Source organism: Vibrio kagoshimensis (assembly GCF_050337535.1).
In the GTDB taxonomy this organism is placed as follows: Bacteria; Pseudomonadota; Gammaproteobacteria; order Enterobacterales; family Vibrionaceae; genus Vibrio; species Vibrio gallaecicus.
The window spans coordinates 223,365-246,912 of record NZ_JAKJSZ010000002.1 but is presented as its reverse complement, the minus strand read 5'-3'; the positions used below and the strand labels follow the sequence as shown (position 1 = coordinate 246,912).

Here is a 23,548-nt window from a genome sequence, read left to right as displayed (position 1 = left end):
CTACCAGTACTTAATATAGAAGTACTTAAAGTGATAGGAACTCTTTAACCTGCAGAAGAACTCGCTCGGCAGTTTCTTGGTTTTCCATTTCAGCAAAAATTCTTAAAAGTGGTTCTGTACCAGAGAATCGAGCAATTACCCATCCTCCATTTTTAAAGTACACTTTAGCCCCATCTTCATAGCTGACTTTTTCAATCTCATATTCAAATTCTGGCAATTGCTTTTCTACGTAAATGCGTGTGTAAAGCTGCTCTTTTTGAGAGGGCTTGAACGTACAATCGCCTTCTGCTGTATAGGCATAGCCATATTTCGAATAGATTTCATCCAGCATTTCAGAGAGTTTTTTACCTGTCACGCTGATCATTTCAACAAGTAGGCTTGATGCAAACACTCCATCTTTACCTTTGATATGACCTCGAATGGTAAGTCCACCTGAACTTTCGCCACCAAGTAGGGAGTCATCTGCTTCCATTTGGGAGCTAATATGCTTAAAGCCTACTGGTACCTCAAAGCTCTTCTCACCATGATCTGCCGCAACTTTATCTAGAAGGTGTGTGGTTGCGATATTTCGAACAACGGAACCTTTCCAGCCTTTGTATTCCAGCAAGTAGTAATATAGAAGTAGTAGTACTTCATTTGGATGAATGAAGTTACCTTTTTCATCAATGATACCAAGGCGGTCCGCATCACCATCCGTACCAATGCCTATATCGTAACCTTCAGCCGCTACAAGGTGTTTCAGTCGATATAAAGTAGATGCATTGGGTGATGGCATTAAGCCACCAAAGTCTGGGTTCTTGCCATCGTTGATCACATCAACATCACAGCGACCATTGATCAATACTGTCTGAAGGGCATTTTTTGCTACGCCAAACATAGGGTCGATGAGCACGCGAAGGTTCGCTTTTTTTATTGCATCAATATCGATGAAGTTAATGATTGAATCGACAAATTCATTCATTGGGTTGATCACTTGAATGGTTTTATCATTCAGCGCTTGTTCAAAATCGACCCTGACTACATTTTCTTGAGTAAGGTTTGCTATCTGCTGCTCAATCTTTTCTGTGATGATCTCATCAGCATCACGTCCACCTTCGATGAAGATTTTGATACCGTTGTAGTCTGCTGGGTTATGGGAAGCAGTAATGCATGCTGAATAAATGCATCCCATCTCTTTTGCTTTAAACATTACGATTGGCGTTGGAACAAACTTATCAATAAAGCTGACCGGTATTTCATTTGCTGCTAGTACTTCAGCAAACCAACAAGCGGCTTTATCAGATAAAAAACGTCGGTCATAGCCAATAACAAACCCGTTATTAGCGGCATTTTCGTTATTGATGATATTAGCAAGAGCTTGAGCAACTAAACGTACGTTATCACGAGTGAATTCTTCACCTATGAATGCGCGCCAGCCACCAGTACCAAATTTGATCATTATAAAATCCTTTTGGAAATCACTTTTAAGTAGCAGCTCCACTGGTGAAGCTGCCATACCGTGATAATTAACCTAAAACGACAATCACTTCGTTTACGCTGCCTTCTTCAAGGACAGGAACCGTGCCTTCAACCGCTTCGCCATTAACCGTAGTGGTTTTAACGCCTTTGCTGACTGAATTTGGGTTTTGGACCGTGATGTTATAGGTTGCTCCTCGCCATTGACGTGATACTTCAAATTCAGGCCAATCTGTTGGAATACAAGGATCGATGGTTAAACCATCAAAGCCAGTACGAACACCTAAAATGAAGTTAGTTACGGCAAAGTAAGCCCAGCCTGATGTACCAGTTAACCAAGGGTGATTAGCTCTACCATGGTCTTGGTGATCTTTACCCATGATGAATTGCACGTAGGAGTATGGTTCTGCGTAACGTGTTTCGATCATGTCATTTTGGTTGTAAGGGTTAAGAGCATCGTAGAACTTCATTGCTTTGTCACCACGACCAAGTTTTGCTTCTGCAACCCATGCCCAAGGGTTTGGATGCGAGAAGATTGCTCCATTTTCTTTTACGCCTTGGTAAACTCGAGTCACGAAACCAATGTCGTCATTTGGTGTAGCGAATGATGGTGAATTTAGGTGTAAACCGTATTCTGAGAATAAATTCTCATCTACCGCATCCATTGCCTTTTCACCGCGCTCTTGAGAAACCGCTCCAGAAAGAACAGCTAGGGTATTTGACTCTAGATGTACTCGACCTTCTGCTTGTTGAGCAGTACCAATCTTTTCACCATTTTTCGTTAAGCCACGGATGTACCAACCACCTTCATCATCCCAAAGGTGTGATTCACAAGCTTCACGAACGTTTGCTGCCATTTCTGTGTATTTTTCTACATCAGCGGTGTTCTTACGGAACTTAGCTAGATCTAGGAACTCTTGAAGTGCCCAGAAATGCAGGAAAGACACCATAGAGGACTCGCCACCACCTAGGTTCAGACAGTCATTCCAGTCTGCTCGAAGACCTTTACAGATTCCTGTTTGACCAACATACTCTGCTGAGAAATTAAGCGCAGCTTTCATATGTTCATAGACAGTTGCTTCACCTGAATCAGCGTAAGGAATCACTTCATCGAAGAAGCTATGTTCGCCTGTCTCAACCACATATTTAATGATGGTTGGAACGATCCATAGGTGATCATCAGAACACGTATCATCAATGCCATGAATTTTGTCATCATCAGATGGTGTAGGTACAACGGTTGGTGACTTAGATGGTTCAACGTCTGCTTTTTCTGGATCAAACCAATCAGGATCAAACAGGTGTAACCCGTAGCCAGCTTTTACCTGTCCACGGAGTAAATCAACAATACGCTTACGAGTCATTTCTGGGTTTGCATGAGGGACCGAAATCGCGTCTTGCGCAGTATCACGGTAACCTAAACCTGTACGACCACCCACTTCGATGAAAGAAGCAAATCGAGACCAAACCACACAGGTTTCAGCTTGGTAAAGCGTCCATGTATTGATCATGGTATCCAAACCTTCGTTTGGCGATTTTACTTGGAATTTCTCACAGCGTTCATTCCAGTGATCTTTAATGCCTTGGAATGCAGCATCAACGTTAGCAAGATCTTGGTACTTCTCACGCAAACGCTCGCCATTGCCTTTACCTATGCCTAGCACATAAGCGAAACGAACTTCTTCACCTGGCTGGATGACAAACTGTTTGTGCAGAGAGCCACAGTGGTTGTAACAGGTTTGAGCACTGTTCGTACATTTGCCTTGTTCAACTGCAATTGGGTTTGCTTCATCACGGTACAAGCCTAAGAAATTATCACGCTGCCCATCGTAGCTATCAGGATCAAAAGTAGAAGCTAAGTAGTAGAAACCTTCAAAGTCATTGGTGTTGTAGTAAAGATCGTATTCAAGCACACCATTTTTGTATTCAGTTCCAGCAGAGTACAAAGACATTTGATGGTTTTGGTTATCTGATTGAATGTGGCTGAATGAAAACTCAACGAATGAGAAAGTACTAATTGTACGTGGCTTGTCAGTGTTGTTTTTAAGCACTACATCCCATACTTCAGCATCTTCACCTTTTGGAATGAATAGTGTCTTAGTTGCCGTAATGCCGCTGTATTCACACTTAAATTTGGAGTAAGACAAGCCATGTCGAACTTCGTAATTAGCTTCATCCAAACTTTTTGCTACTGGTTGCCATGATATTGACCAGTAGTCACCAGTTTCGTCATCACGAAGGTAGACATAATGCCCAGGACGGTCGAATGTACCGTTAGGGCGGAACTTAGTAACACGGTTATATTCAGGCGAGTTGTAGAATGAATAACCGCCAGCATTATGTGAAATTACAGTACAGAACTTCTCCGTTCCTAAGTAATTTGTCCATGGCGCAGGTACGTCTGGTTGAGTGATGACGTATTCGCGATTATCGTTATCGAAATAGCCGTATTTCATTGTTATATCCTTTTTAACAAACTGCACTTTTTGCAGTTGATCGTACTAATATTGATTCTATTGTGCTGTGAGGCGGTAATACCGTCTTCAGCTTTCCGTTATTTCCAAGGGTTGCGGTATTGAACTTTGAGACGGTCCAATAGAGGCAAATGCCCTTTTAATCGAGACAGGTAATTCAACCAATCTCGGTTGTTTTTATAGGTCCAACAGCCTTCGGCTAATGCTCCTAATCGTGGATGGATCATGTAATCCATACGCTCTTGATTCGTAATAATTTCACACCACAAAGCACATTGAATTCCACGAATGCGCTTTCTAATTGGATCTGTTTCTGGAATATCTGATAAAGCTTCGTAGTTATAGGCTTGCTCTAATGGGATGACAGACGCCCAGTCAACGCCTGGTTCTTCTGGAGAATAATCTTGAGTCATGTCTAAATAAGTGTATTGACCTGGTTGCAGAACCACATCAAACCCTTGTCGTGCGCAATTCACCGCTGCTTCTTCGCTTAGCCATGAATAAATGATGGTTTCTTTACTTACTTTATTGCCATGCTGCGCTTCTTCCCAGCCAACCATTCGCTTGCCTAGTTGTTTTAACTTATCTTCGGCATAGCGGAATAAGTGACCTTGAAGATCCTTGCTATCTTGGTAACCATATTTTTGCATAACTGACTGCGCAGCTGGGCTTTCGCTCCACACGCCATGAGGCACTTCGTCAGCGCCCATATGGATAAGTTCACTAGGGAAGAGTGCTGATACTTCTTCAATGACCGCATCAAGGAATTGATAAGTACCTGCGAGCCCCGGGTTTAGGACATTATCGGTGTAGTGCTGAATACTTTTGTATTGAGTGGTATCCGCATCTTCAACCAACATATGTGGCAGAGATTTTATGGCAGCACGACAGTGACCAGGAATATCAATTTCAGGAACAATGGTAATGCCTCGCTGCTCTGCAAAAGCAATCACATCTTTTATTTCTTCTTGAGTGTAATACCCGCCATAGGTTTCGGATAAATGCGTATATTGAGGCTCGATAGCATGTTTTATGCCACGCCATGCACCAACTTCAGTCAACTCTGGCAGTGCTTTTATTTCAATTCTCCATCCTTCATCATCGGTAAGGTGCCAATGGAAAATATTGAATTTGTAATACGCAAGTTGGTTAATGAGACGTTTTACTTGTTCGACGGAGTGAAAATGTCTCGCGCAGTCAAGCATCATTCCGCGATATTTAAATCGTGGTTCATCTACAATTTTGCAGTTAGTAACTGAGAAGGTTGAATCTTGTTTAGCTTCGATTAATTGAATGAAACTTGCGACCGCATGAGTAAAGCCTGATTGGCTTCCTGACTCTATAGAAACACTTTCATTGGTAACTGAAAGTTTGTATTCACCGTCATCTAATATTGGGTTACTGGCAAAAGTAATAGAACCAGAAGCTGACTCATTAACGTGTAAACCAAAGCAATCATTGAGCTCTTGTGTCAGCCAAGTGATCGCACTCTTTGCAAGTGTGGTTTTTACTAACAAGCCTGATTCCGGAGTTAAAGTAAAAGATCCTGAATGTTGTGTTAAAGAGTTTGGTTGTGGAATAATTGCAATTTGAGCACTTTCTACATCCTCAATAGTGCTGCGCTCTCGATATGGAGAGGCGAGAACAATTGGCGATATGGTGATAGGTAATACTTGAGTCTCACCCTGTACTTGAGATTGAATAAATGCTTCGTTTAAGCCATCAGAATAGAATCTAAATGGGGCACTCTGGATACTAAATTCAAAATAGAAATGGTTGTTCGCCTTCAGCTGAGTAGTATCTGGCGTAAAAGAGCAAAAACTTCCTACTTGTTTGAGAGTACCTTGAGAAAGGCTTTCAGGAAGAATAAAACGATCGAAAGCGAAATGCAGTGACCAGTCAGTCACATTCATATCACTTAAGTTGTGCACAGTTAAACCAAAGCGGCACGTTTGCTTTTGTTCAGATAAAACAGCTAAGTCGATGCGGTATGTCATAATCCTTCCTTGTATAGCTTGTTAATACAAGTTGTGTTCGGGTTTGCCAGCAAACATCAATGCGCCTTCGATAGCGTCAAATTGAGGTTGTACGATCCATTGCTGAACAGGAGGCGATAACCAATCTAGAATGCGTTCAGCGATACTGCCCATCAGGCATACTTTTTGTGCCCCCTTTCGGTGTAAGGCGAGGATAAACATTTCAATGTCAGCGGCGGTTTGTTTAAGCATTTCAATGGCAAGTTCATCACCTTCATTTGCTAATTGAAAAATGACAGGTGAGAACTGACCATAGTCTTTTGGAATGGCAGTTTTAGACCAAGATACGATCTCATCAATCTCGTTATTGAAGTGGTTCATAACATGCAATGAGAGCGCGGTTTTCTCACGAATACCATCTTCAGCCAGTAGTACTTGTTGGATAAGGCGTAGCCCCATCACAGCGCCACCACCTTGGTCTGATATTGGGAACTCACGCCCGCCAACAACATGTTGTGTCTTACCTTGAAGATAGATTCCACAAGAACCAGTTCCACCGATCATGATTGCGCCATCGCTGCCGTTATGTGCCCCGATACACGCGCCATAAGCATCCGTATTAAGAGTCATGCTTGCAAATGGGTGCTCTAGCTTCATAAAATCAATCCATGCAGACTTTTGTTCTGCTCCAGCTAAAGCAAGACCGACATGCATATTAGAAAAGTCGCTAAGCGCAAGCCCACCTTTCGTTGCTGCGTCAGTAATGGCTGACGTTAAAGATGCCATCGCGACTTCAACACCAAGCAATATATTGGCACTGCCACTCTTTGCTTCACCAATTAATGTGCCATTGTTGTCTCTGATTCGAGCACGACAGGAGGTACCACCGCCATCTATTCCTACATAGTAAAGAGTCATGGTTATAGCTCCTTATCTGAAATGAGATTGTTCGATGTTAGGTGGTTAAACTGACACGCAGTTGCAAGTAAGAACCAAGCCCCATGAGGGATCCATTGCTCACCCCAGCGCCAGTTTTGAAGCATGTCATCTTTTTGGCCCGGAGGGTTAAATGCAATGTCTTGCTCGTCGTCGAACCCAGCAGTAATACCGTTACAAACTCCGCCTTTAGCATTGAAGAAACCAAGCTTAGGCAGGTAGTCAGGGTTGTTATGTCCATGACCGTCTAACATGCACATGTGGTACGGATTAAGACCTAAAATCCAATCTAAGCTGTTTTGCGCTAATTTAGATAAACGCTGTTTCAATTTTGGATCTTGGATGTGTGGTTGAGCTAGGTAAGCCATAGAGGATAATGACCCTAAACGTGCATTTTCACCTTGCCACCAATAGCCTGTTTCATTGTCTTGCGCGACAAAGAAAGCATCTCTCTTGTCACTATTAACTGATTTGACGTATTGTCTTGGGTAGCCAAATGGATTCGTTACAGCATCGGTAATTGACACTTCAAAATGGCATGCATTTTCAATGGCATTTATAGCTTCTTGTCTGGATTCTGTATCGGTTTCGATAGAGACAAATTCGCATAAAGATATGACAGGTAGACCAGCTTCTGCAGCGTGGAAATAAGGGCGACTACCGTCTGAGTTTGCTGACCAGAAGTGACTGAAATTACGGTCTGTCATTTGACGGTTTATTAAGCGTTTAGCCCAAACTCTTGCTTCTAAAAGGTATTCTTCCTTTTCAGTTACGCGATGAAGTTCTGTGGAAGCTAGCAGTGCGCAATACTCATCAATGATGTTTTCTACACCATCATTTAAATACTGAAGGTTGTACTCTTTCAGGTGGCAGTAACCACGTTCTGCAGCGTCTAGGTATTCTAGGCTGGAGAATTCACCAGACACTTCTAAAGCCGATGCAGATGCTAAAGCTGCAATCGCAACACCAGCGCCTTGGCGAAACCCTGATTGGTAATCATCTGTTTTATGACCTTCTTGAGTCGCATATGCGCAGATATCTCTTTGTTCGATATCTTTGCTCCACTTATCAAAAACAGTCATGTAAAAGTAGCCATCTGGGCTTTGCATTCTGACTAAAAAGTCAGCACCGAAAAGTGCTTCTTCGGTTAGGCGAGTTGTGGAAAATTTCGGAAAAAGAGTGTGTTCACTTGTAAGCGTTAAACTCTTCAACATACTCCAAACAACCATTGGAATCTGCTGCGGGTTTAGATAGTTCGCGTAAGATAAATGGCTGAAATATTTACTCACATCACCGGATGCGTCATACCAACCTCCACGTACATCAACGTGAGTGTCCGAATTCAGCAGTTTGGCGTGCTGATCTTTTTTATCAAAGATCCCACCGCATCGCTGTGATTTGAAATAATGTAGAACATCAGAAAATGTCGAGTCGATAAGCAAATTTTCACTAATAGAAAACACTTCAGAACGTAAATTATCGAAACGTAGGTAATAGCGGCCAATCTTAGAAATAGCAGTAAAATCTATGGTATAAAACTGCCCTTGATGCCAATTGGCAACCTGACCACTTTTAACCAATTCAAAAGTGTCTACAGTCACGTGGTCATCAGCACATACGAGCAATACTGAATGGCTTGATAAGCGCTCTTTTTGGGTTTGTAGAATCGCTTGTTTAAAGCCGCTAGATTCATAGCCAATATGGTTAGTGAGTAACTGCATCAATATTCTCCGACAGTCCTAGTTTCTTTTGGCTAGGTACTTTTATTTTGGATACAAAGAGTTAGGGCGGTTAAGCCCTAACTGGATTTAATGTTAGCTTTCGTGCAAGTAGCAGCGTACAAAGTGGTTATCAGCTAATTGAGTGACACCTGGTAAGCGTTCTTTACATTTATCCATGACTTGAGTGCAACGACCTGCGAAAGGACAACCTGCTGATTCTGGTGTCCAAAGAGGAATTTCACCTTTGTTACCTGCAAGTTTTTCATGGATCGACTTTTTAGGATCTGGCACTGCTGAAACAAGAAGTTGAGTGTATGGGTGTTGTGGATTAGCGATGACGTCATCAGTATCGCCCCATTCAACCATGTGGCCGACATACATAACTGAAAGGTCTTCAGCAATGTAACGTGCCGTTGCGATGTCGTGAGTGATATAAAGCAGAGACATTTGTTTCTCAAACTTCATTTCTTCCATTAAGTTTAAAACACCAGCACGAATCGATACATCTAGCATTGATGTCGGTTCATCCGCTAAAACAACCTCAGCTCCGACTGCAATGTTACGAGCCAAGTTGACACGTTGACGTTGACCGCCAGAAAGCTGGTGAGGGTACTTTTCTGCGGTTTCTTTTGGCGGAATAAGACCAACTTGCTCAAGAAGATCGTAAACTCGCTCTTCAAGCTCTTTCTTGTTACCCGGAGTCACTTTCTTATGGATAAGCAGTGGACGAGCAATGTGGTGAAAAATATTGTGAGTTGGGTTTAGAGAGCCAAACGGGTCTTGCCAAACCATCTGCACACCTTCGCGGTAGTGCATAAGATCTTTTCTACTTGAAATATCTTGTATATCACGACCTTTGTACTCAATGGTTCCGCCTGATGGAGCGTACATTTTGGCAATCATTTTAGCCGTTGTTGATTTACCTGAGCCGGATTCACCAACTACAGCCAAACCGCGGCTTTTATACATTTTGAAAGACACGTCATTGATTGCACGCATCATAGGGGTTTGTATAGTGGTACTGCTTATTGGGAAGTCTTTTACGACATTCTTGCCTTCTACCAATAATTGACCGAATTCTTTGCTCATAATTGTCTCCAGAAATCCTTATTACTACCAAGCTTGTTCTATTGCGGCTATATGCTCGCTAGTTGTTATATCCGCCGTTTCCAGCGGACAAGCTATCTTCTCGCTAAGCTATAGTTTGCTATGTGCTATTTCGCCGTATAAATGGCAGTTTGATAAGTGCCCTGGGTCAATAGTGCGCAATGTTGTTGGGACTTTTGTGCATGCTTCATGTACACGGTCACAACGAGCTTGGAAGCGGCAGCCTTGTGGTATCTCTAGTAAATTTAGAGGGTTACCTGGAATGCCGGCTAGTTTGGTTTTTGGTCCCGTAAGAGGAGGGAATGAACTTCCCAGCCCTTTGGTATACGGGTGATAAGGGTTTTCTAAAATATCCTGTGAATTAGCCACTTCGATTAACTCACCTGAATACATGATGCCGATACGGTCAGAGAACTCGACCATTAGAGACAAATCATGCGTGATGAATAGAATCGAGAAACCGAACTCTTCTTTAAGCGCGTAGATCTTTTGAAGAATCTCACGCTGAACCACAACGTCTAGTGCTGTTGTTGGTTCATCCATGATGATCAGTTTTGGATTCAGTGCTAATGCAATGGCAATTACTAAGCGTTGACGCATACCACCAGAGAACTGGTGTGGGTAATCGGTTAATCGACTAGGGTGAATATCAACGATTTCAAGCAATTGACCAGCACGCTTTAGCGCTTGCTCACGAGTCATACTCGTGTGACGCATAATTACGTCACAGAACTGCTCAGCCATTGGCAATACAGGGTTTAGCGCATTCATCGCACTTTGGAAAACCATCGACATTTCGCTCCAGCGGAACGCTTGCATACGGTCATCGCTGTACTCCAGGATATTTTCACCGTTGAAAATAACCTCACCGCTTGAAATGAATGCTGGCGGCTTATGGAGGCGCATCAGAGAGAAAGCGACAGTGGATTTACCACATCCAGATTCTCCAGCTAGCCCTAGGACTTCACCAGGGGCAATATCAAAGCTAACATTGTTACAAGCTCGGACATCGCCAGCTTCAGTAATGTAGTCTACGCATAAGTTGCGGACAGAAATTAGTGGATTAGACATGATTATTTATCTCCGCTCCAAAGTGCATTTTGTGGTGGTAGTTCTGGCTCACGCTCAGACTTGTCTTGTGCCGCTAGTTTCTTCCAGCGTTTCATACCTTTGTGTGAACGTAATTGCGGGTTAGCAATTTCATCAACAGCGAAGTTAAGTAGCGCCAGTCCTGTTACAAGGAATGTCAGGGCGATACAAGGAGCCAGTAATTCCCACCATGCGCCAATCAGCATTGAAGATGATGTCTGTACGTTGTACAGCATGATGCCCCAGCTAATTGTATTCGGGTCACCAAGACCTAAGAATGAGATAGTTGCTTCCATCATGATTGCGTACATTACAGAGCCAATGAAGCTCGCACCTACAATCGAAATTAGGTTTGGAAGAATTTCCACAAAGATAATTCGGAACGATGATTCACCTAGAACTTCAGCCGCTTTAACAAATTCTTTCTCACGTAAGGCTAAAGTTTGTGAGCGAACAACACGTGCGCCCCAAGCCCAGGATGTACACCCAATTATCAATGCAATGGTTAATGGACCGGCCTCCCCGACAAATGCTGCTACTACGAATAGAAGCGGGTATTGAGGGATAACCAACATGATGTTCATTGCCGCGGTTAAGATGTCATCAACACGACCACCGAAGTAGCCAGCGGAAACTCCTATTACTGTTGCAAAGAAACAAACTGTTAGACCAGCACCAAAACCTACCGCTAGAGAAACTCGTGCACCGTAAGCTACTTGTGACCAGATATCACGACCCATACGAGAAGTGCCTAATACATGGTCTGCTTTTTTCGACATGATTAGTGTACGTCGGTCATCTGCTAGGTTTGTAGCAATCCAACCATCTGGATTAGCTTGTGCTGATTTAACAACAAAACCTGGGTATTCATGTGGGTTGCCCGTTCGTTTATCAGGGGCGTGCTTAGTAACCAGTGGAGCTGCTAAAGCGATGAATAAAAATACGCTTAGAATCACAACACCAACTAGTGCTACAGGGTTTCCCCAAATTAGTTTGATAATACCTTTCATGATTATTTACCTCCCTTACGTAGGCGAGGGTCAAGTACAACGTAAAGCATGTCTGCTAGTAAGTTAAAGAACAGCATAAATAGCGTCATGATAAGTAACTGACCTTGTAGAACTTGGTAGTCACGAGCTGTGATTGCGTTGAAAAGAACGCTGCCTAGACCTGGGTAGTTAAAGATGATTTCGATGATAAGCTGACCACCAATTGCCATACCAAGAGACATAGATAAAGCCGTTACACTTGGTAGCATTGCGTTTCGAGCTGCGTAGTTGAATACCACTCGGTTTTCACTTAGCCCCTTACCCTTAGCCATTGTGATGTAGTCTTCAGCCAGTAAGTTGATCATGTTGTTACGCATGTTCACTAAGAAGCCACCAATCTGAACGACAGAAGCACAAAATAGAGGAAGAGCTGCGTGATATAAGACATCTTTGATGAATTCCCAGCTTGTCCAGTCAGGTAGAGTACCTGCGGTATAAGCGTAACCAGTCGGGAACCATTTTAATCCGATTGCGAAAGTGAACATCGCAAGCATTGCGATAACAACCTGAGGAACAGCTTGAATAACAAGCATCCCTGGAGTAACAAATGTGTCGTACTTACTACCACGGCGCCAAGCAGCAAAAATACCGAGTATTGAGCCTATCGAGAATGACAAGATTACAGCTGTACCGGCTAGGAATAGAGACCAACCAAATGCTCCACCTAGAAGTGTATTAACTGAAAGCGGGTAAAATTGGATAGATGTACCAAGCTCCCAGCTTAGAATGTTTTTCATGTATGCGATGTATTGAACAAGTAATCCGCCATCTACAAAGCCAAGAAGCTCTTTCATGGCAGCGATACGCTCTGGTGTTACTTGAACTGAAGCGTTAGCAAACATCATGGTAACTGGGTCACCAGGCATTGCTCGCGGAATAATAAAGTTTAACGTCGCAGCAACTAACAGCGCGACAAAATAAAATGACAAACGTCTTAAAAAATAACCCATAACTCACACCTTACTCACCCAGATTGTTTCCCTGTTTCTGGTTTCAGGTCGTTCCTAGCGAAATTTGGAACGAAAAACCCCCTGACGACAAGCGCCATACATTCAATTAAGACTGCGGGGGATTTTTATAAGCGGCGTAAGAAGTTACGCCGCCAAGATTGAACGATTACTTATTTAACTGGTTTTAGGTCCAGTACATGAAGTAGACGCTCTGGGATACCGGCCCAAATGTTTGGACGGCCTTTTGGATTTTCTTCGTTCCACCAACCCGTAAAGCGAGTTGTGTTGTACTGGAACATGTAAGCACCAGATAGAACAGGAACTGTTACTTGATCTTCAGCGATGATACGTTGAATACCATGTGCAATTTCTAGCTGTTCGTTCTTATCAGCTGTCTTGTAGAAGCTGTTTAGAAGACCGTCTAGTTTGCTGTTTTCATAGTAGTGCATCGCGAAACGAGGCATACCATCACCAGATTGTAGTGCTGAGTTGTAAGCACTGTTCCAGTAAGTGTATGGATCAGCACCGTGGAAGTAGTTTGTGTAAGCTACGTCGTATGTACCCTCAAGCATCGCTTGGTTGTATACAGAGAAATCAGGTGTACGAGCTTTCGCTTTAATACCGATTTCATTCAATTGCTCTACTGCTAGTTGAACTGTGTTGTTGAAATCAGTCCAGCCGTTTGGCGATTGAATCATTAGCTCGAACGACTTACCAGATGGAGTGTCAACAAAGCCATCTTTGTTTACATCTTTAAAGCCAGCTTTTGCTAGAAGGTCTTTAGCACCTTCAGCATTGTACGTGTTGAAGCCTTTGTACTTGTTGTGAGTCTTTTCGTCAGACCATGCTTCGAATGCGTAACCTAGACCAGATGCGAAGTCATTCACTGTACCGCCACCGTAGAATGCGATGTCGATGATTGTTTGACGGTCAAGAGCCATAGAGAATGCACGACGGAAGTCAACATTGCTTAGCGCTTCGTTTTTAGCAGCGTCTGGGTGCTTGAAGTTAACTACGAATGCTTGAGTACCTGCTGGCGGGTACCAGTAGTGGTGTTTAGGACTTGCAGCAGCGTATGTACGATCAATGTCTGGTACGAATGAAGACGTCCAGTCCATTTCGCTGTTTACAACTTTACCAAGGAATTGGTCATTGTTAGCGATTTGAGGTACACGTAAACAGTCAACGTCTAGGTTATCAGCATCCCAGTAATTCGGGTTTTCACACTGAATGTAAAGTTGAGCTGTGAAAGTATCAATTTCAGTGAACGGACCTGAACCTACTGGGTTTTCATTAGTAAACGTTGCAGGATCTTTGATGTCTTTCCAAATATGCTTAGGTACTACAGGTACTTTAGCAATTTCGTAAGGCACATTTGAGTTTGCTTCAGTTAGACGGAAGCGAACTTGGTTATCGTTCAGTTTCTCAACGCTAGAAACCCAAGAGTTGATACCACTTTGGTCAAGCTCAGGCTTGTTTTTTACTAGGTTGAAAGAAAAAACAACATCATCAGCAGAGAATGTTTCGCCATCAGACCATTTAACACCTTTACGAATGTCGAAAGTCACGCTCATCAAGTCATCAGACATTTTGTAGTTTTCAGCTAAGCGGAAAACCGGCGTGTTACCGTGCATTTCGTTAAATACAACAAGAGGCTCATATAAGAAGTCAGTTGTTGTATGAAGGTTAGTAGCACCTAAGTACGGGTTAAAGTTACGTACGAAAGTAGTAAATTCCTTCGGGTGGATAGTCAGTTCACTGCGTTCTGCAGCGGTTGCTACTGATGCAAAACCTGTCGTAGCAGTTGCAATAATTGCTGTTGCTAGTGCTGTTTTTTTTATATTGGCAAGCATAGCTGTTCCTTACTATTTGCTTTCATTTCACTAATGGATTGAATGTTATCTAATCTAACAAGACACATTCTTTTTAAGGCCTACCTCTTAGATTTTCGCTTCCTCTTGAAGCGTTAAGAGTGGCCTGTAGGCCTTGGGCACCCTTAGAAAACACCGAATGGAGAGATTTGGCAAACTAGATTTACGTTAAAAACGTCAAAAGCACCTCTTGTCTCGTTATTCTCGTTAAAAACATTAAGTTTGGTTGAAAAGTGAGCCAAACTGCCGTGTTGATATGTGTCGCAATAAGGTGTTGGGTGAATTATATTTGTAAGTGGTTACTTACTTGTTGTTCTATGTATTTTGAGGTTTTTTTGTAATTGCAAGTATTTGTAGATCAAGGTCACTTAATGAATTTTCGTTAATTTATCTTGAAAAATTAAATCTGCCGTTCTGTCGTGACTAAGTTCGCAAACTCGAGTAATGAGTAGGGTTATTAAGCTAAATAACGGAAATTAGAGTTTTTTGATGGGTGATAAATTCATATAAATCCATGTTAATTTACCAAGTTAAATAACTGAGGTTTATTTATACATTAATAAGTTTTCAGTGAAGAAAGGCACTAACTTCTATCTAAAAAAAAGCCTGCGGAACGCAGGCTTGAAATCGATTCTGGTGGTTAAAAAACTTTAGCTAGTCAGTAGTTTTTGGAGCTTATCTCTAAGTGCTTCGATGTGGGTACGCTCAGGGCTTTGTTCATTACAGTGCTCTAGAATAAATTCAATTGAACTGAGCACTGTACGCCATCTAGGAGTCTTAGGCAGCGTTTCTACGCGCAAGTACTTATCTAGTGTTCTCGTTTGTAAAGTGCTTCTATCTAGATAGACTCGCCATAGTTGGCTCTTCTCCGCAAAAGCGAACTTACTTTCACCAGTTACTGATTCCCAGTAATCTAGTGAGTTAGTCATAGCTTCAACTAAGACTTCTCGCATGATGTCTTGCTTATTTTTACCTTCACCAGCGGCTTTATCCGCAATGCGAGTAAACTCTCCACCAAGCTCTTTAAGTTGCTGTAATTTATCTTTGTCCCCTTCGAATGCATAGCTAGAAAGTGCCTCTACAGCTGTCTCTAGGTTATTAATTCGAGCTGAATTAACCCCGCCTCCAACATTGAAAATATACATGGAATCTAACCCTGAGCCTTGTGGAAGCTTGAGAATATCCGTTGATATATGCTGCCTTGTATCATTTATGTATATATCGATGTCGCCGCAATAGTGCGCCTGTTCCACATTTAAGTATTTCGGCGCAATAATTTCATCAGCTCTAGAGCGTTTCAGTTGTTCCTGGCTTCTTCTGAATAGTTTGGTCGCAGCTTCGTTCGCGAAACGGATGTGCTTATCATCTCGAATACAAATAATTGCCTCTGGCGCGGACTCTAGCTGTTCTAGTAACCTTCCTTGTGTTTCTAACAGGTTCGCTTCAACCAGTGCTCTCTGCTTCAGCTCTTGCTGCAGTTGATCATTTTCTACTCGGCGTTGTTCAGCCTTGCTTGCGGATAAATGTGCAGTAATCCTTGCTGCAAGCTCTTGTTTATTAAATGGTTTTGATAAGTAGTCATTTGCACCAACATCAAAGCCTCTTACGCGGTCTTCTGTTTGATTTAGAGCCGTGAGCATTATGATAGGTAGTTGTGCGTGATCGAATTCTTTTCTGAGGGTTTCACAAACTTGATAGCCACTCATTCCTGGCATCATGATATCGAGCAATAAAAGTTCAGGCTTTTCTTTCTTTATTAGTTCAATAGTTTCAGGGCCATCATTTGCTGTACGAACTCTGTAGCCTTCTATTTTTAAGAAGCTATCCAGAACTCTCAGGTTTACAGGCTCGTCGTCGGCAATAATTAATAACGGACCATCAGGGTTTTCATCAATGACACAGGCATCTAGCTGATGGTTTTCAATAATTTCTGGCGCTTGGAAGTGGGAAAAAGGATTAGCAGGGCTAGTTGCTGCTATTTCTTCTTCTGATGCAAGTGGAAGGGTAAAGCTAAAGGTAGTCCCTACCATGGTTTGGCTGCTTACATACAGTGAGCCACCCATTAGTTCGATAAGTTGGCGGCTAATTGATAATCCTAGACCTGCACCTTGTCTATAGCGATTTGCATCTTGACCAGCTTGAATGAGCGGTTCGAAAATATGGTCTAAATATTCCGCAGGAATTCCTTGCCCAGTATCCACAACTTGCACGCGAATGTTGTCATCAATAATACTGGCTGAAATGACAATCTTACCTTCAGTAGTATATTTAATGGCGTTGCCAACTAAGTTATACATCACCTGTTCAAGTCGCTGAGGATCTGATGATACAAGTGCTAGGTCATTTGGCACTTGGTTAATAATGCGAATCGGTTTATTGCCCAATAAGTGATGGGAAAGTTCTAAAACTAAGCTGGTGGCGGCTGAAAGGTCTACGGCTGATTTGTTGATGTCTAAGCTGCCATAGCGCATCTTGTGATAGTCCAGCAGATCATCGACCAAGGTGGTTAAGCGTTGTCCGCTGTTAATAATAATGTCGAGTTGGTACTTTTGACTCGCAGGGATAGGACCGTTTGCTCCTGAGATCAAAGCTTCAGCGATACCGACCATACCGTGTAATGGAGTTCTTAACTCATGAGATGTTGTGGCTAAGAATTCATCTTTAAGCTTATTGGCAAGTTGAAGGTCGTCATTCTGCTTTTGGATGACTTTTAAGTTATCCTCAAGTTCTTGGTTTTGGCTTTTTATCAGGAGTATTTTTTCTCGAATAGAGCGCTGCATTCTTTCAAAGCTTACTGCAAGGCGTCCAATCTCATCTTTTCGCTCCATGTTGATCATTGCTTCATCCAAATCACCAGCCGATACTTTTTCTGCAGCCCAAGTTAACTTTAGAAGTGGGGAAGTAATGAAATTAGAAAGGTAGTGAGAAGCAACTACTACCAAAATAATGGCAGTAAGCATGGTGATAATAAATATTTTTTCGAGTTGATATATTCGAGAAAAAGCTTCTTTTTCAGGTAGTTCCACCACAAGAGCCCAGGTTGCATATTTAAGCTTAATTGGGGTGTATGCTGCAATAGTCGGTTCACCTAGTGCATTATTAAAAGTACCTACTGCATTTTCACCGGCTAAGGCTTTATCTACAACCTCAAGGCTTAAATTTATCGACTCTTGGCTATGAGCTAAACTACGAGGTAAGTGGTCACTACCCACTAAAAGAGAATGCATATTTGATGATTTGTTGAGGTCGGCGATAAGGTTTGTGATGCCATTGTTTGGCAGCCTAAACATTGCGTAACTGTGCAGGTAACCTTGTTGAATAATAGGCGCTCCGAGCCATGCACTTTGCTTACCATTTTCTAATTCAAAATCAGAAACAATGATAGGCGTATAGTCTTCATTCGACTTACGTTTGCTTATCACGTCTTGGTTCAATCGCGTAAATGTTTTCCCTAAATTAGAGTCTTTATATACACCGGTTGTTAAATTAGTACCGTAATTGTCATTCTTATAGACGGAGTAAGTGACGTTACCATTGATATCGACAAGTAAAATATCATCAAAATCAGAGCGTTTTAATAATTCAAGATAGGCTTGATGGTAGCGCTTATGAAGCAGACGGTAGCGTTCGCTTCCTACGTAACTGCTTGATTCAGGAAGGATTGATGTTTTTATCTGGTTGCCAGATCCTTGGATATATCGTTGTTGTGCATTTTCTCTAGCCTCATCTATATCTAGACCAAGCCGTTGAAATGCATTAACTAGTCCATAAAAACGTCCACCACTGGCTATGGCGAGCTCGGAGCGTACAAATCCAATGACCTGTGACTCTTGTGCTTGTAAGTAATCGGTGACTTGCTGCTGCTTAGTATCTCTCACTGAAACTAAATGAGAGGTACTTTGTTCTTGTAGGTCCGCACTGTGTGATTGAAGAAAGAAGAAGGCGATGACAGTGACAGGGGTAATACTAAGAACAAGAAATGCAAGCATTAGGGTATTTTGAAGGCGCTTAAACTTCTGTTTTCGATAGAATCTGAACATAAATAAGGTACAACTTCCCTTTAAAGTACGGCTCACATAGCTGAGAAACAGTACAAAGAATCGAATGAATGGGTCCTAATTTAACGAAATTAACGAGTTTTTTTACTTTGACAAGTAAGTGGTATTTAAAGCGTGTGCGAAGGCGCACTTTTATAGGATATTGCAGATAATCTAAGCGTTTAGTGCAGGGAAATCCCTGCACTAAATAGAATGTTTTATTTGTTAGCGTGATATATCGCGAATTTAGTCGTCTTATTTAGCGTCGAACATTTACCGAAAGCTAGCTCAATGATTGGTGTGTATTTTAAAAAACTGTTGGCTACGATTATAAGCTCGCCTTTTTTATTTAATTGACTAGGAGCTTTTGCCAATAAGGTTTCCGTAGCGCTATAACTTGTATCTAAACCTGAATGGAATGGAGGGTTACTAATAATAAATCGATAGTCTTTAGAGGTGTCGGAATAGACATCAGAGGCGAAGACTTTCCCTTGTAGACCATTGGCTTCTAGGGTTGCTTGGCTAGAAGCGACGGCGAAAGCACTGATATCACACATCTCTAGCTCAATATCAGGGTTTCTTGAAACCATTACGGCACCTAAAACACCAGCACCACAACCAAAGTCGAGCACTTTCCCACTTAACGAAGGTAGGCTATCTAATAGCAGTTGGCTGCCTACATCAAATTCACCATGGCTAAAGACACCAGGTAAACTTTTTACTGTTAAATTTTGGTCGCCGATATTTACAGAGTAGGTTTTGAACCAATCTTGTAGATCAAACTTTGCCGGTTGTTCGAAGCATTGTCCCCAGTAAAATGAACAGCGGCGGGCTGAATCATATTTGACTACTTTTCCGTAGGGGCTAAACATCTTTTCAATGCTCTTAACGCCAGAACGGTTTTCACCGACGACGACGATCTCCGTATCTTTGCCTAATTTAGCGAAGATCATCGCTAACAAATATTCAGCTTCAGCCTTAGCTTTTGGCCAGTAGAGTAATACTAAATTTGCTTTTGTCTCTTGCGTCAATTCAGTGCCATAGAAACGTTGAATCGAATTATACCCATCAAGTTGACGGTAATAGCTATAGTTTGATGTAAAAACAGATACAGTTTCACAATGCTTTGCCAGTTCAACCGGAAATAAATCTTCCGACTCGCCAGCTACTAGAACATGTTTGCCTTCGAAATAGGCGAGTTGGCGTTGAGCAATTTGGCTTGGAGCAATATATGCAGACATAAGGCACTCTGTTGAATGGTTAGCAAAAATGAGGGCGGATTTTCGCATAATCCGCCCTAAGCTTGAAGTTTTAATGTGTGCTGGCTGCGCTTAGAGCACAAGCGCGCAGTAGGTCATTAGTTGTTGTCTTGTTGATCGAGAAAATCTTTAAACTCTTCATCATAAATATTAAAGAGTACTATCGTGATTGCGAAAATCAGCGGACCATAAATCAGACCAATCAAACCAAATAGCTGGATACCACCTAGCAGTGAGAAGAAAATCATCAAAGTATTCATGCCCGCGCTGCCTTGCATCAGAAGTGGACGAAGTAAGTTATCAATCGACCCTACAATAGCAATGCAATAAACCGTTAGGAAAATAGCCCAGGTGGTTTCGCCTGTGAGGAATAGGTAAGTTGCGGCTGGGATCCAAATTAAAGCGGTACCAACGACTGGGATGAATGAAGCAAAGCCCATCATCGTACCCCAGAATAATCCTGGGAAACCTGCAATCCACATACCTATCCCGCCAGCAAAGCCTTGCGCAATAGCTGTTAAGAACGAGCCCATTACTGCAGATTTAGAAACCTCTTCAATCTCTGTCAGTAATTTGTCTTCTTGACTGCGTGACAGCGGTAAAATATGTCTTACGACACTGATGATCTTATCGTGGTCTCTTAATAAGAAGAATAAAACGAATAGCATCAAGAAGAAGTCCATCAGGAAGTTGGTTGCGTCACCTAAGATTTTTGCACTAATTCCAACTAACTTAGAGCCGAAGCTTGTCGCAAACTCTCCCACTTTTTGCGCGATAGCTTGAGGCTCAATATTATCAAATGGCAGATAGTTATTGATAAATGCTAAGGCTTTAACTACGAGAGGGTGTTCGAATAGAGTTTGGATGCCTCCATGTGTCACCCATTGATAAGTATTTTGGGAGAATAAAGAACCTTGCTGAACGATGGCGGCAAATACGGCAAGTAGGGGAATGACAATAATAAACGTCAGTATGATACAAGAGAGCAAAGACACGGTATTGGCTTTATTAGGGAGTTTCTTTTCAAGCCATTCATGGATAGGGAACATCAGTAAAGAAATAATAAATGCCATTATTATTGAATTTACATAAGGTTCAATAAGTAAGTAGCATGCATAGGCTGCAGCGAGTAGAGCAACAATAATGACCCAATGGCTGGAGGTGATTTTAATTTTTTCTGACACGATGATGGTCTCTCGATTAACGTTCTATGTTTATAATGGCTGTAAAACAGATGGTTAGCAATGAGGAGTTTATATTATGGGATGTTGTAATAAGAATGAGAAGTGCGAGAGTGAAGAACAGCAGCCGCGTAAAGAGATCCCTTGGTTTCGGATGTTTTTAGGAACCATCATGCTACTTGTTTTTCTGTTCTGGGAAAGATAAGCACTTATATGAAAGCTAGCGTTCATCGCTAATGTCTATAAGTATTCTTTACCCAAAGAAAGTACAAATAAAAAGAGCCGCGGAATCGCAGCTCTTTTTGTAGTTTTTACGTTATTTACGTTATTTACGTTATTTAGCTTCTGCTGCAATGATAGCAAAGCTGCGATCAGCCGCTTCTAATGTCGCATCAATTTCTTTAGAGCCATGAGCAAGAGAAGTAAAGCTTGCTTCAAATGCTGAAGGTGCAAGGTAAACACCGTGGTCTAGCATTAGATGGAAGAAGCGTTTGAAGCGTTCAACATCGCACTTAGTAACATCTTCATAGCAGGTTACTGTTTCTTGGTCAGTAAAGAAGAAGCCAAACATACCGCCAACTTGGTGCACTAACATTGGAATGCCATGTTTATCAGCAAGATCTTTGAAGCCATTTGCAAGTTGCTTAGTTTTTGCAGCAAGGCGCTTTTCATTACCTTCTTCACGAAGAAGGTTTAATGATGCATAGCCAGCAGCCATTGCTACAGGGTTACCTGAAAGTGTACCAGCTTGATATACAGGTCCTGTTGGTGCGATGTACTGCATCACATCTTTACGACCACCAAAAGCACCAACAGGCATTCCGCCGCCGATAACTTTACCAAGACAGGTTAAGTCAGGCTTGATGTTGTAGTAAGCTTGAGCTCCGCCTTCTGCTACGCGGAAACCAGTCATTACTTCATCAAAAATAAGTAGCGCGCCTTCTTGATCACAAATTTCACGTAGACCTTCGTGGAAGCCTTCTACTGGTGGAATACAGTTCATGTTACCAGCTACTGGCTCCACGATAATGCATGCAATTTCGCCTTTATTAGCTGCAAAAAGCTCACGAACAGAATCCAGGTTATTGAATGTTGCTGTCAGTGTTAGTTTTGCAAAGTCTGCTGGAACGCCAGGTGAACTTGGTTGACCAAGTGTTAGTGCACCTGAACCAGCTTTCACTAGCAGGCTGTCAGCGTGACCGTGGTAGCAACCTTCAAACTTAAGAATTTTATCGCGACCAGTGAATCCACGAGCTAGACGAATAGCGCTCATTGTCGCTTCAGTACCAGAGCTCACCATACGAAGTTGTTCCATTGAAGGAACCATTTCAGATACTAATTCAGCCATATTAATTTCAGTTTCAGTTGGAGCACCAAAACTTAAACCACGCTGCGCAGCATCAATAACAGCTTCACGAATCACACCGTGGTTGTGACCTAAAATCATAGGTCCCCAAGATCCAACGTAATCAATGTACGCTTTACCATCAGCATCAAAAATAAGTGGGCCATCTGCACGTTCAACGAAAATAGGAGAACCGCCAACACCGTTAAATGCACGAACTGGTGAATTAACGCCACCGGGAATGGTTTGCTGTGCTTTTTGATACAACTCTGCTGATTTGGTCATTGATATATCCTCTTTTGATTGTCGGACCAATTGGCTCGCATTGTACCTATCCATTATCTAACTAGAAATGTTTTCGCTAATATAATCACTTGAAACTGCCTTATTTGAGGTGTTACGCGTCTTATTAAAGAAATTAAATTGCCTTTAAAAGCTTAAACGGACATATCCTATGGTGAATACTTGAACGTTTCAGTCAGGTATTAGATAATCACTGTGTATTATAAAAATATTCAGCAACTATGATCTCGAACTAGATTTGTATCAGGTTGTTTTTGACACGAATGAGAGAGGTTGTCGTGAGCGAAGCAAATATTCCTTTATCTTTTTCTGATGCAGCAGCAAATCGCGTACAAACGCTGATCGCAGAAGAAGAAAATCCAGATCTAAAACTACGTGTATATATTACGGGTGGCGGTTGTAGTGGTTTCCAATATGGTTTTACTTTTGATGAGAAAGTTAACGATGGCGATACAACCATTTTGAATAGTGGCGTAACATTGGTTGTTGATCCAATGAGCTTGCAATACTTAATGGGTGGTATGGTTGATTACACAGAGGGTCTAGAAGGCGCTCGCTTTTTTGTTAACAACCCGAATGCTACGACGACATGCGGTTGTGGTGCTTCATTTAGCGTGTAGCTTTTCGCAGTAACACCAACGATAAAGTAGTACCCCAAATATCCCTAACGCCGAACTTTTGTTCGGCGTTTTTTATTATCTATTAGTTGTGATTTCTTGATTTCCTTCACTCTAGCCTTTCTACCTGCAACATTGGTTTTAAGATTAAACCTTTGTTATTCCATTAGAATGGATT

15 protein-coding genes are annotated in these 23,548 nt (G+C 42.0%); 1 reads left to right on the top strand and 14 read right to left on the bottom strand.

Features of this window, described 5'->3' with window-relative positions; genetic code table 11:
- Positions 1 to 25 precede the first annotated feature (25 nt).
- The 14 genes from L4C37_RS01255 to hemL form a co-directional block, all read right to left on the bottom strand.
- The gene (locus L4C37_RS01255; RefSeq protein WP_429767675.1) at positions 26 to 1,438 is read right to left on the bottom strand and encodes a phosphoglucomutase/phosphomannomutase family protein; all 1,413 of its coding nucleotides are present in this window, start codon (positions 1,436 to 1,438) and stop codon (positions 26 to 28) included.
- Positions 1,439 to 1,505: 67 nt separating this feature from the next.
- The gene (locus tag L4C37_RS01250) at positions 1,506 to 3,911 is read right to left on the bottom strand and encodes a glycoside hydrolase family 94 protein (RefSeq protein WP_429767674.1); all 2,406 of its coding nucleotides are present in this window, start codon (positions 3,909 to 3,911) and stop codon (positions 1,506 to 1,508) included.
- 98 nt (positions 3,912 to 4,009) lie between these two features.
- Positions 4,010 to 5,926 carry a beta-N-acetylhexosaminidase gene (locus tag L4C37_RS01245; RefSeq protein WP_429767673.1) on the bottom strand — a complete coding sequence of 639 codons (1,917 nt, stop codon included), beginning with the start codon at positions 5,924 to 5,926 and terminating at the stop codon, positions 4,010 to 4,012.
- A 21-nt stretch (positions 5,927 to 5,947) separates the two neighbouring features.
- The gene (locus tag L4C37_RS01240; RefSeq protein WP_429767672.1) at positions 5,948 to 6,823 is read right to left on the bottom strand and encodes a glucosamine kinase nucleotide-binding domain-containing protein; all 876 of its coding nucleotides are present in this window, start codon (positions 6,821 to 6,823) and stop codon (positions 5,948 to 5,950) included.
- Positions 6,824 to 6,825: 2 nt separating this feature from the next.
- On the bottom strand, positions 6,826 to 8,562 hold the full coding sequence (locus L4C37_RS01235) for a glycoside hydrolase family 9 protein (RefSeq protein ID WP_429767671.1): 1,737 nt from the start codon (positions 8,560 to 8,562) through the stop codon (positions 6,826 to 6,828).
- 93 nt (positions 8,563 to 8,655) lie between these two features.
- On the bottom strand, positions 8,656 to 9,651 hold the full coding sequence (locus L4C37_RS01230; RefSeq protein WP_372264889.1) for an ABC transporter ATP-binding protein: 996 nt from the start codon (positions 9,649 to 9,651) through the stop codon (positions 8,656 to 8,658).
- A gap of 108 nt (positions 9,652 to 9,759) precedes the next feature.
- A complete protein-coding gene (locus L4C37_RS01225; protein ID WP_137373418.1) occupies positions 9,760 to 10,740 on the bottom strand; it encodes an ABC transporter ATP-binding protein in 981 nt (326 codons plus the stop codon).
- Positions 10,741 to 10,742: 2 nt separating this feature from the next.
- Complete coding sequence (locus tag L4C37_RS01220; protein ID WP_137373419.1) at positions 10,743 to 11,768, bottom strand: ABC transporter permease; 1,026 nt, start codon at positions 11,766 to 11,768, stop codon at positions 10,743 to 10,745.
- 2 nt (positions 11,769 to 11,770) lie between these two features.
- Positions 11,771 to 12,757: an ABC transporter permease gene (locus tag L4C37_RS01215; protein WP_137373420.1), complete on the bottom strand. Its 987-nt coding sequence runs from the start codon at positions 12,755 to 12,757 to the stop codon at positions 11,771 to 11,773.
- A gap of 170 nt (positions 12,758 to 12,927) precedes the next feature.
- Entirely contained in the window at positions 12,928 to 14,610 is a 1,683-nt protein-coding gene (locus L4C37_RS01210) for an ABC transporter substrate-binding protein (RefSeq protein ID WP_137373421.1), read from the bottom strand.
- Between the two features lie 668 nt (positions 14,611 to 15,278).
- A complete protein-coding gene (locus L4C37_RS01205; protein ID WP_137373422.1) occupies positions 15,279 to 18,668 on the bottom strand; it encodes a response regulator in 3,390 nt (1,129 codons plus the stop codon).
- A 215-nt stretch (positions 18,669 to 18,883) separates the two neighbouring features.
- The gene (rsmC, locus tag L4C37_RS01200) at positions 18,884 to 19,906 is read right to left on the bottom strand and encodes a 16S rRNA (guanine(1207)-N(2))-methyltransferase RsmC (RefSeq protein ID WP_429767670.1); all 1,023 of its coding nucleotides are present in this window, start codon (positions 19,904 to 19,906) and stop codon (positions 18,884 to 18,886) included.
- Between the two features lie 116 nt (positions 19,907 to 20,022).
- Positions 20,023 to 21,108, bottom strand: coding sequence for an AI-2E family transporter (locus tag L4C37_RS01195; protein ID WP_137373424.1), 1,086 nt, complete (start codon positions 21,106 to 21,108; stop codon positions 20,023 to 20,025).
- Between the two features lie 331 nt (positions 21,109 to 21,439).
- On the bottom strand, positions 21,440 to 22,735 hold the full coding sequence (gene hemL, locus L4C37_RS01190; protein WP_273294879.1) for a glutamate-1-semialdehyde 2,1-aminomutase: 1,296 nt from the start codon (positions 22,733 to 22,735) through the stop codon (positions 21,440 to 21,442).
- 296 nt (positions 22,736 to 23,031) lie between these two features.
- Between hemL and erpA the strand changes: the two genes are divergently transcribed.
- Positions 23,032 to 23,373, top strand: a complete 342-nt coding sequence (gene erpA / locus L4C37_RS01185; RefSeq protein WP_137373426.1) for an iron-sulfur cluster insertion protein ErpA — start codon at positions 23,032 to 23,034, stop codon at positions 23,371 to 23,373.
- Positions 23,374 to 23,548 lie beyond the last annotated feature (175 nt).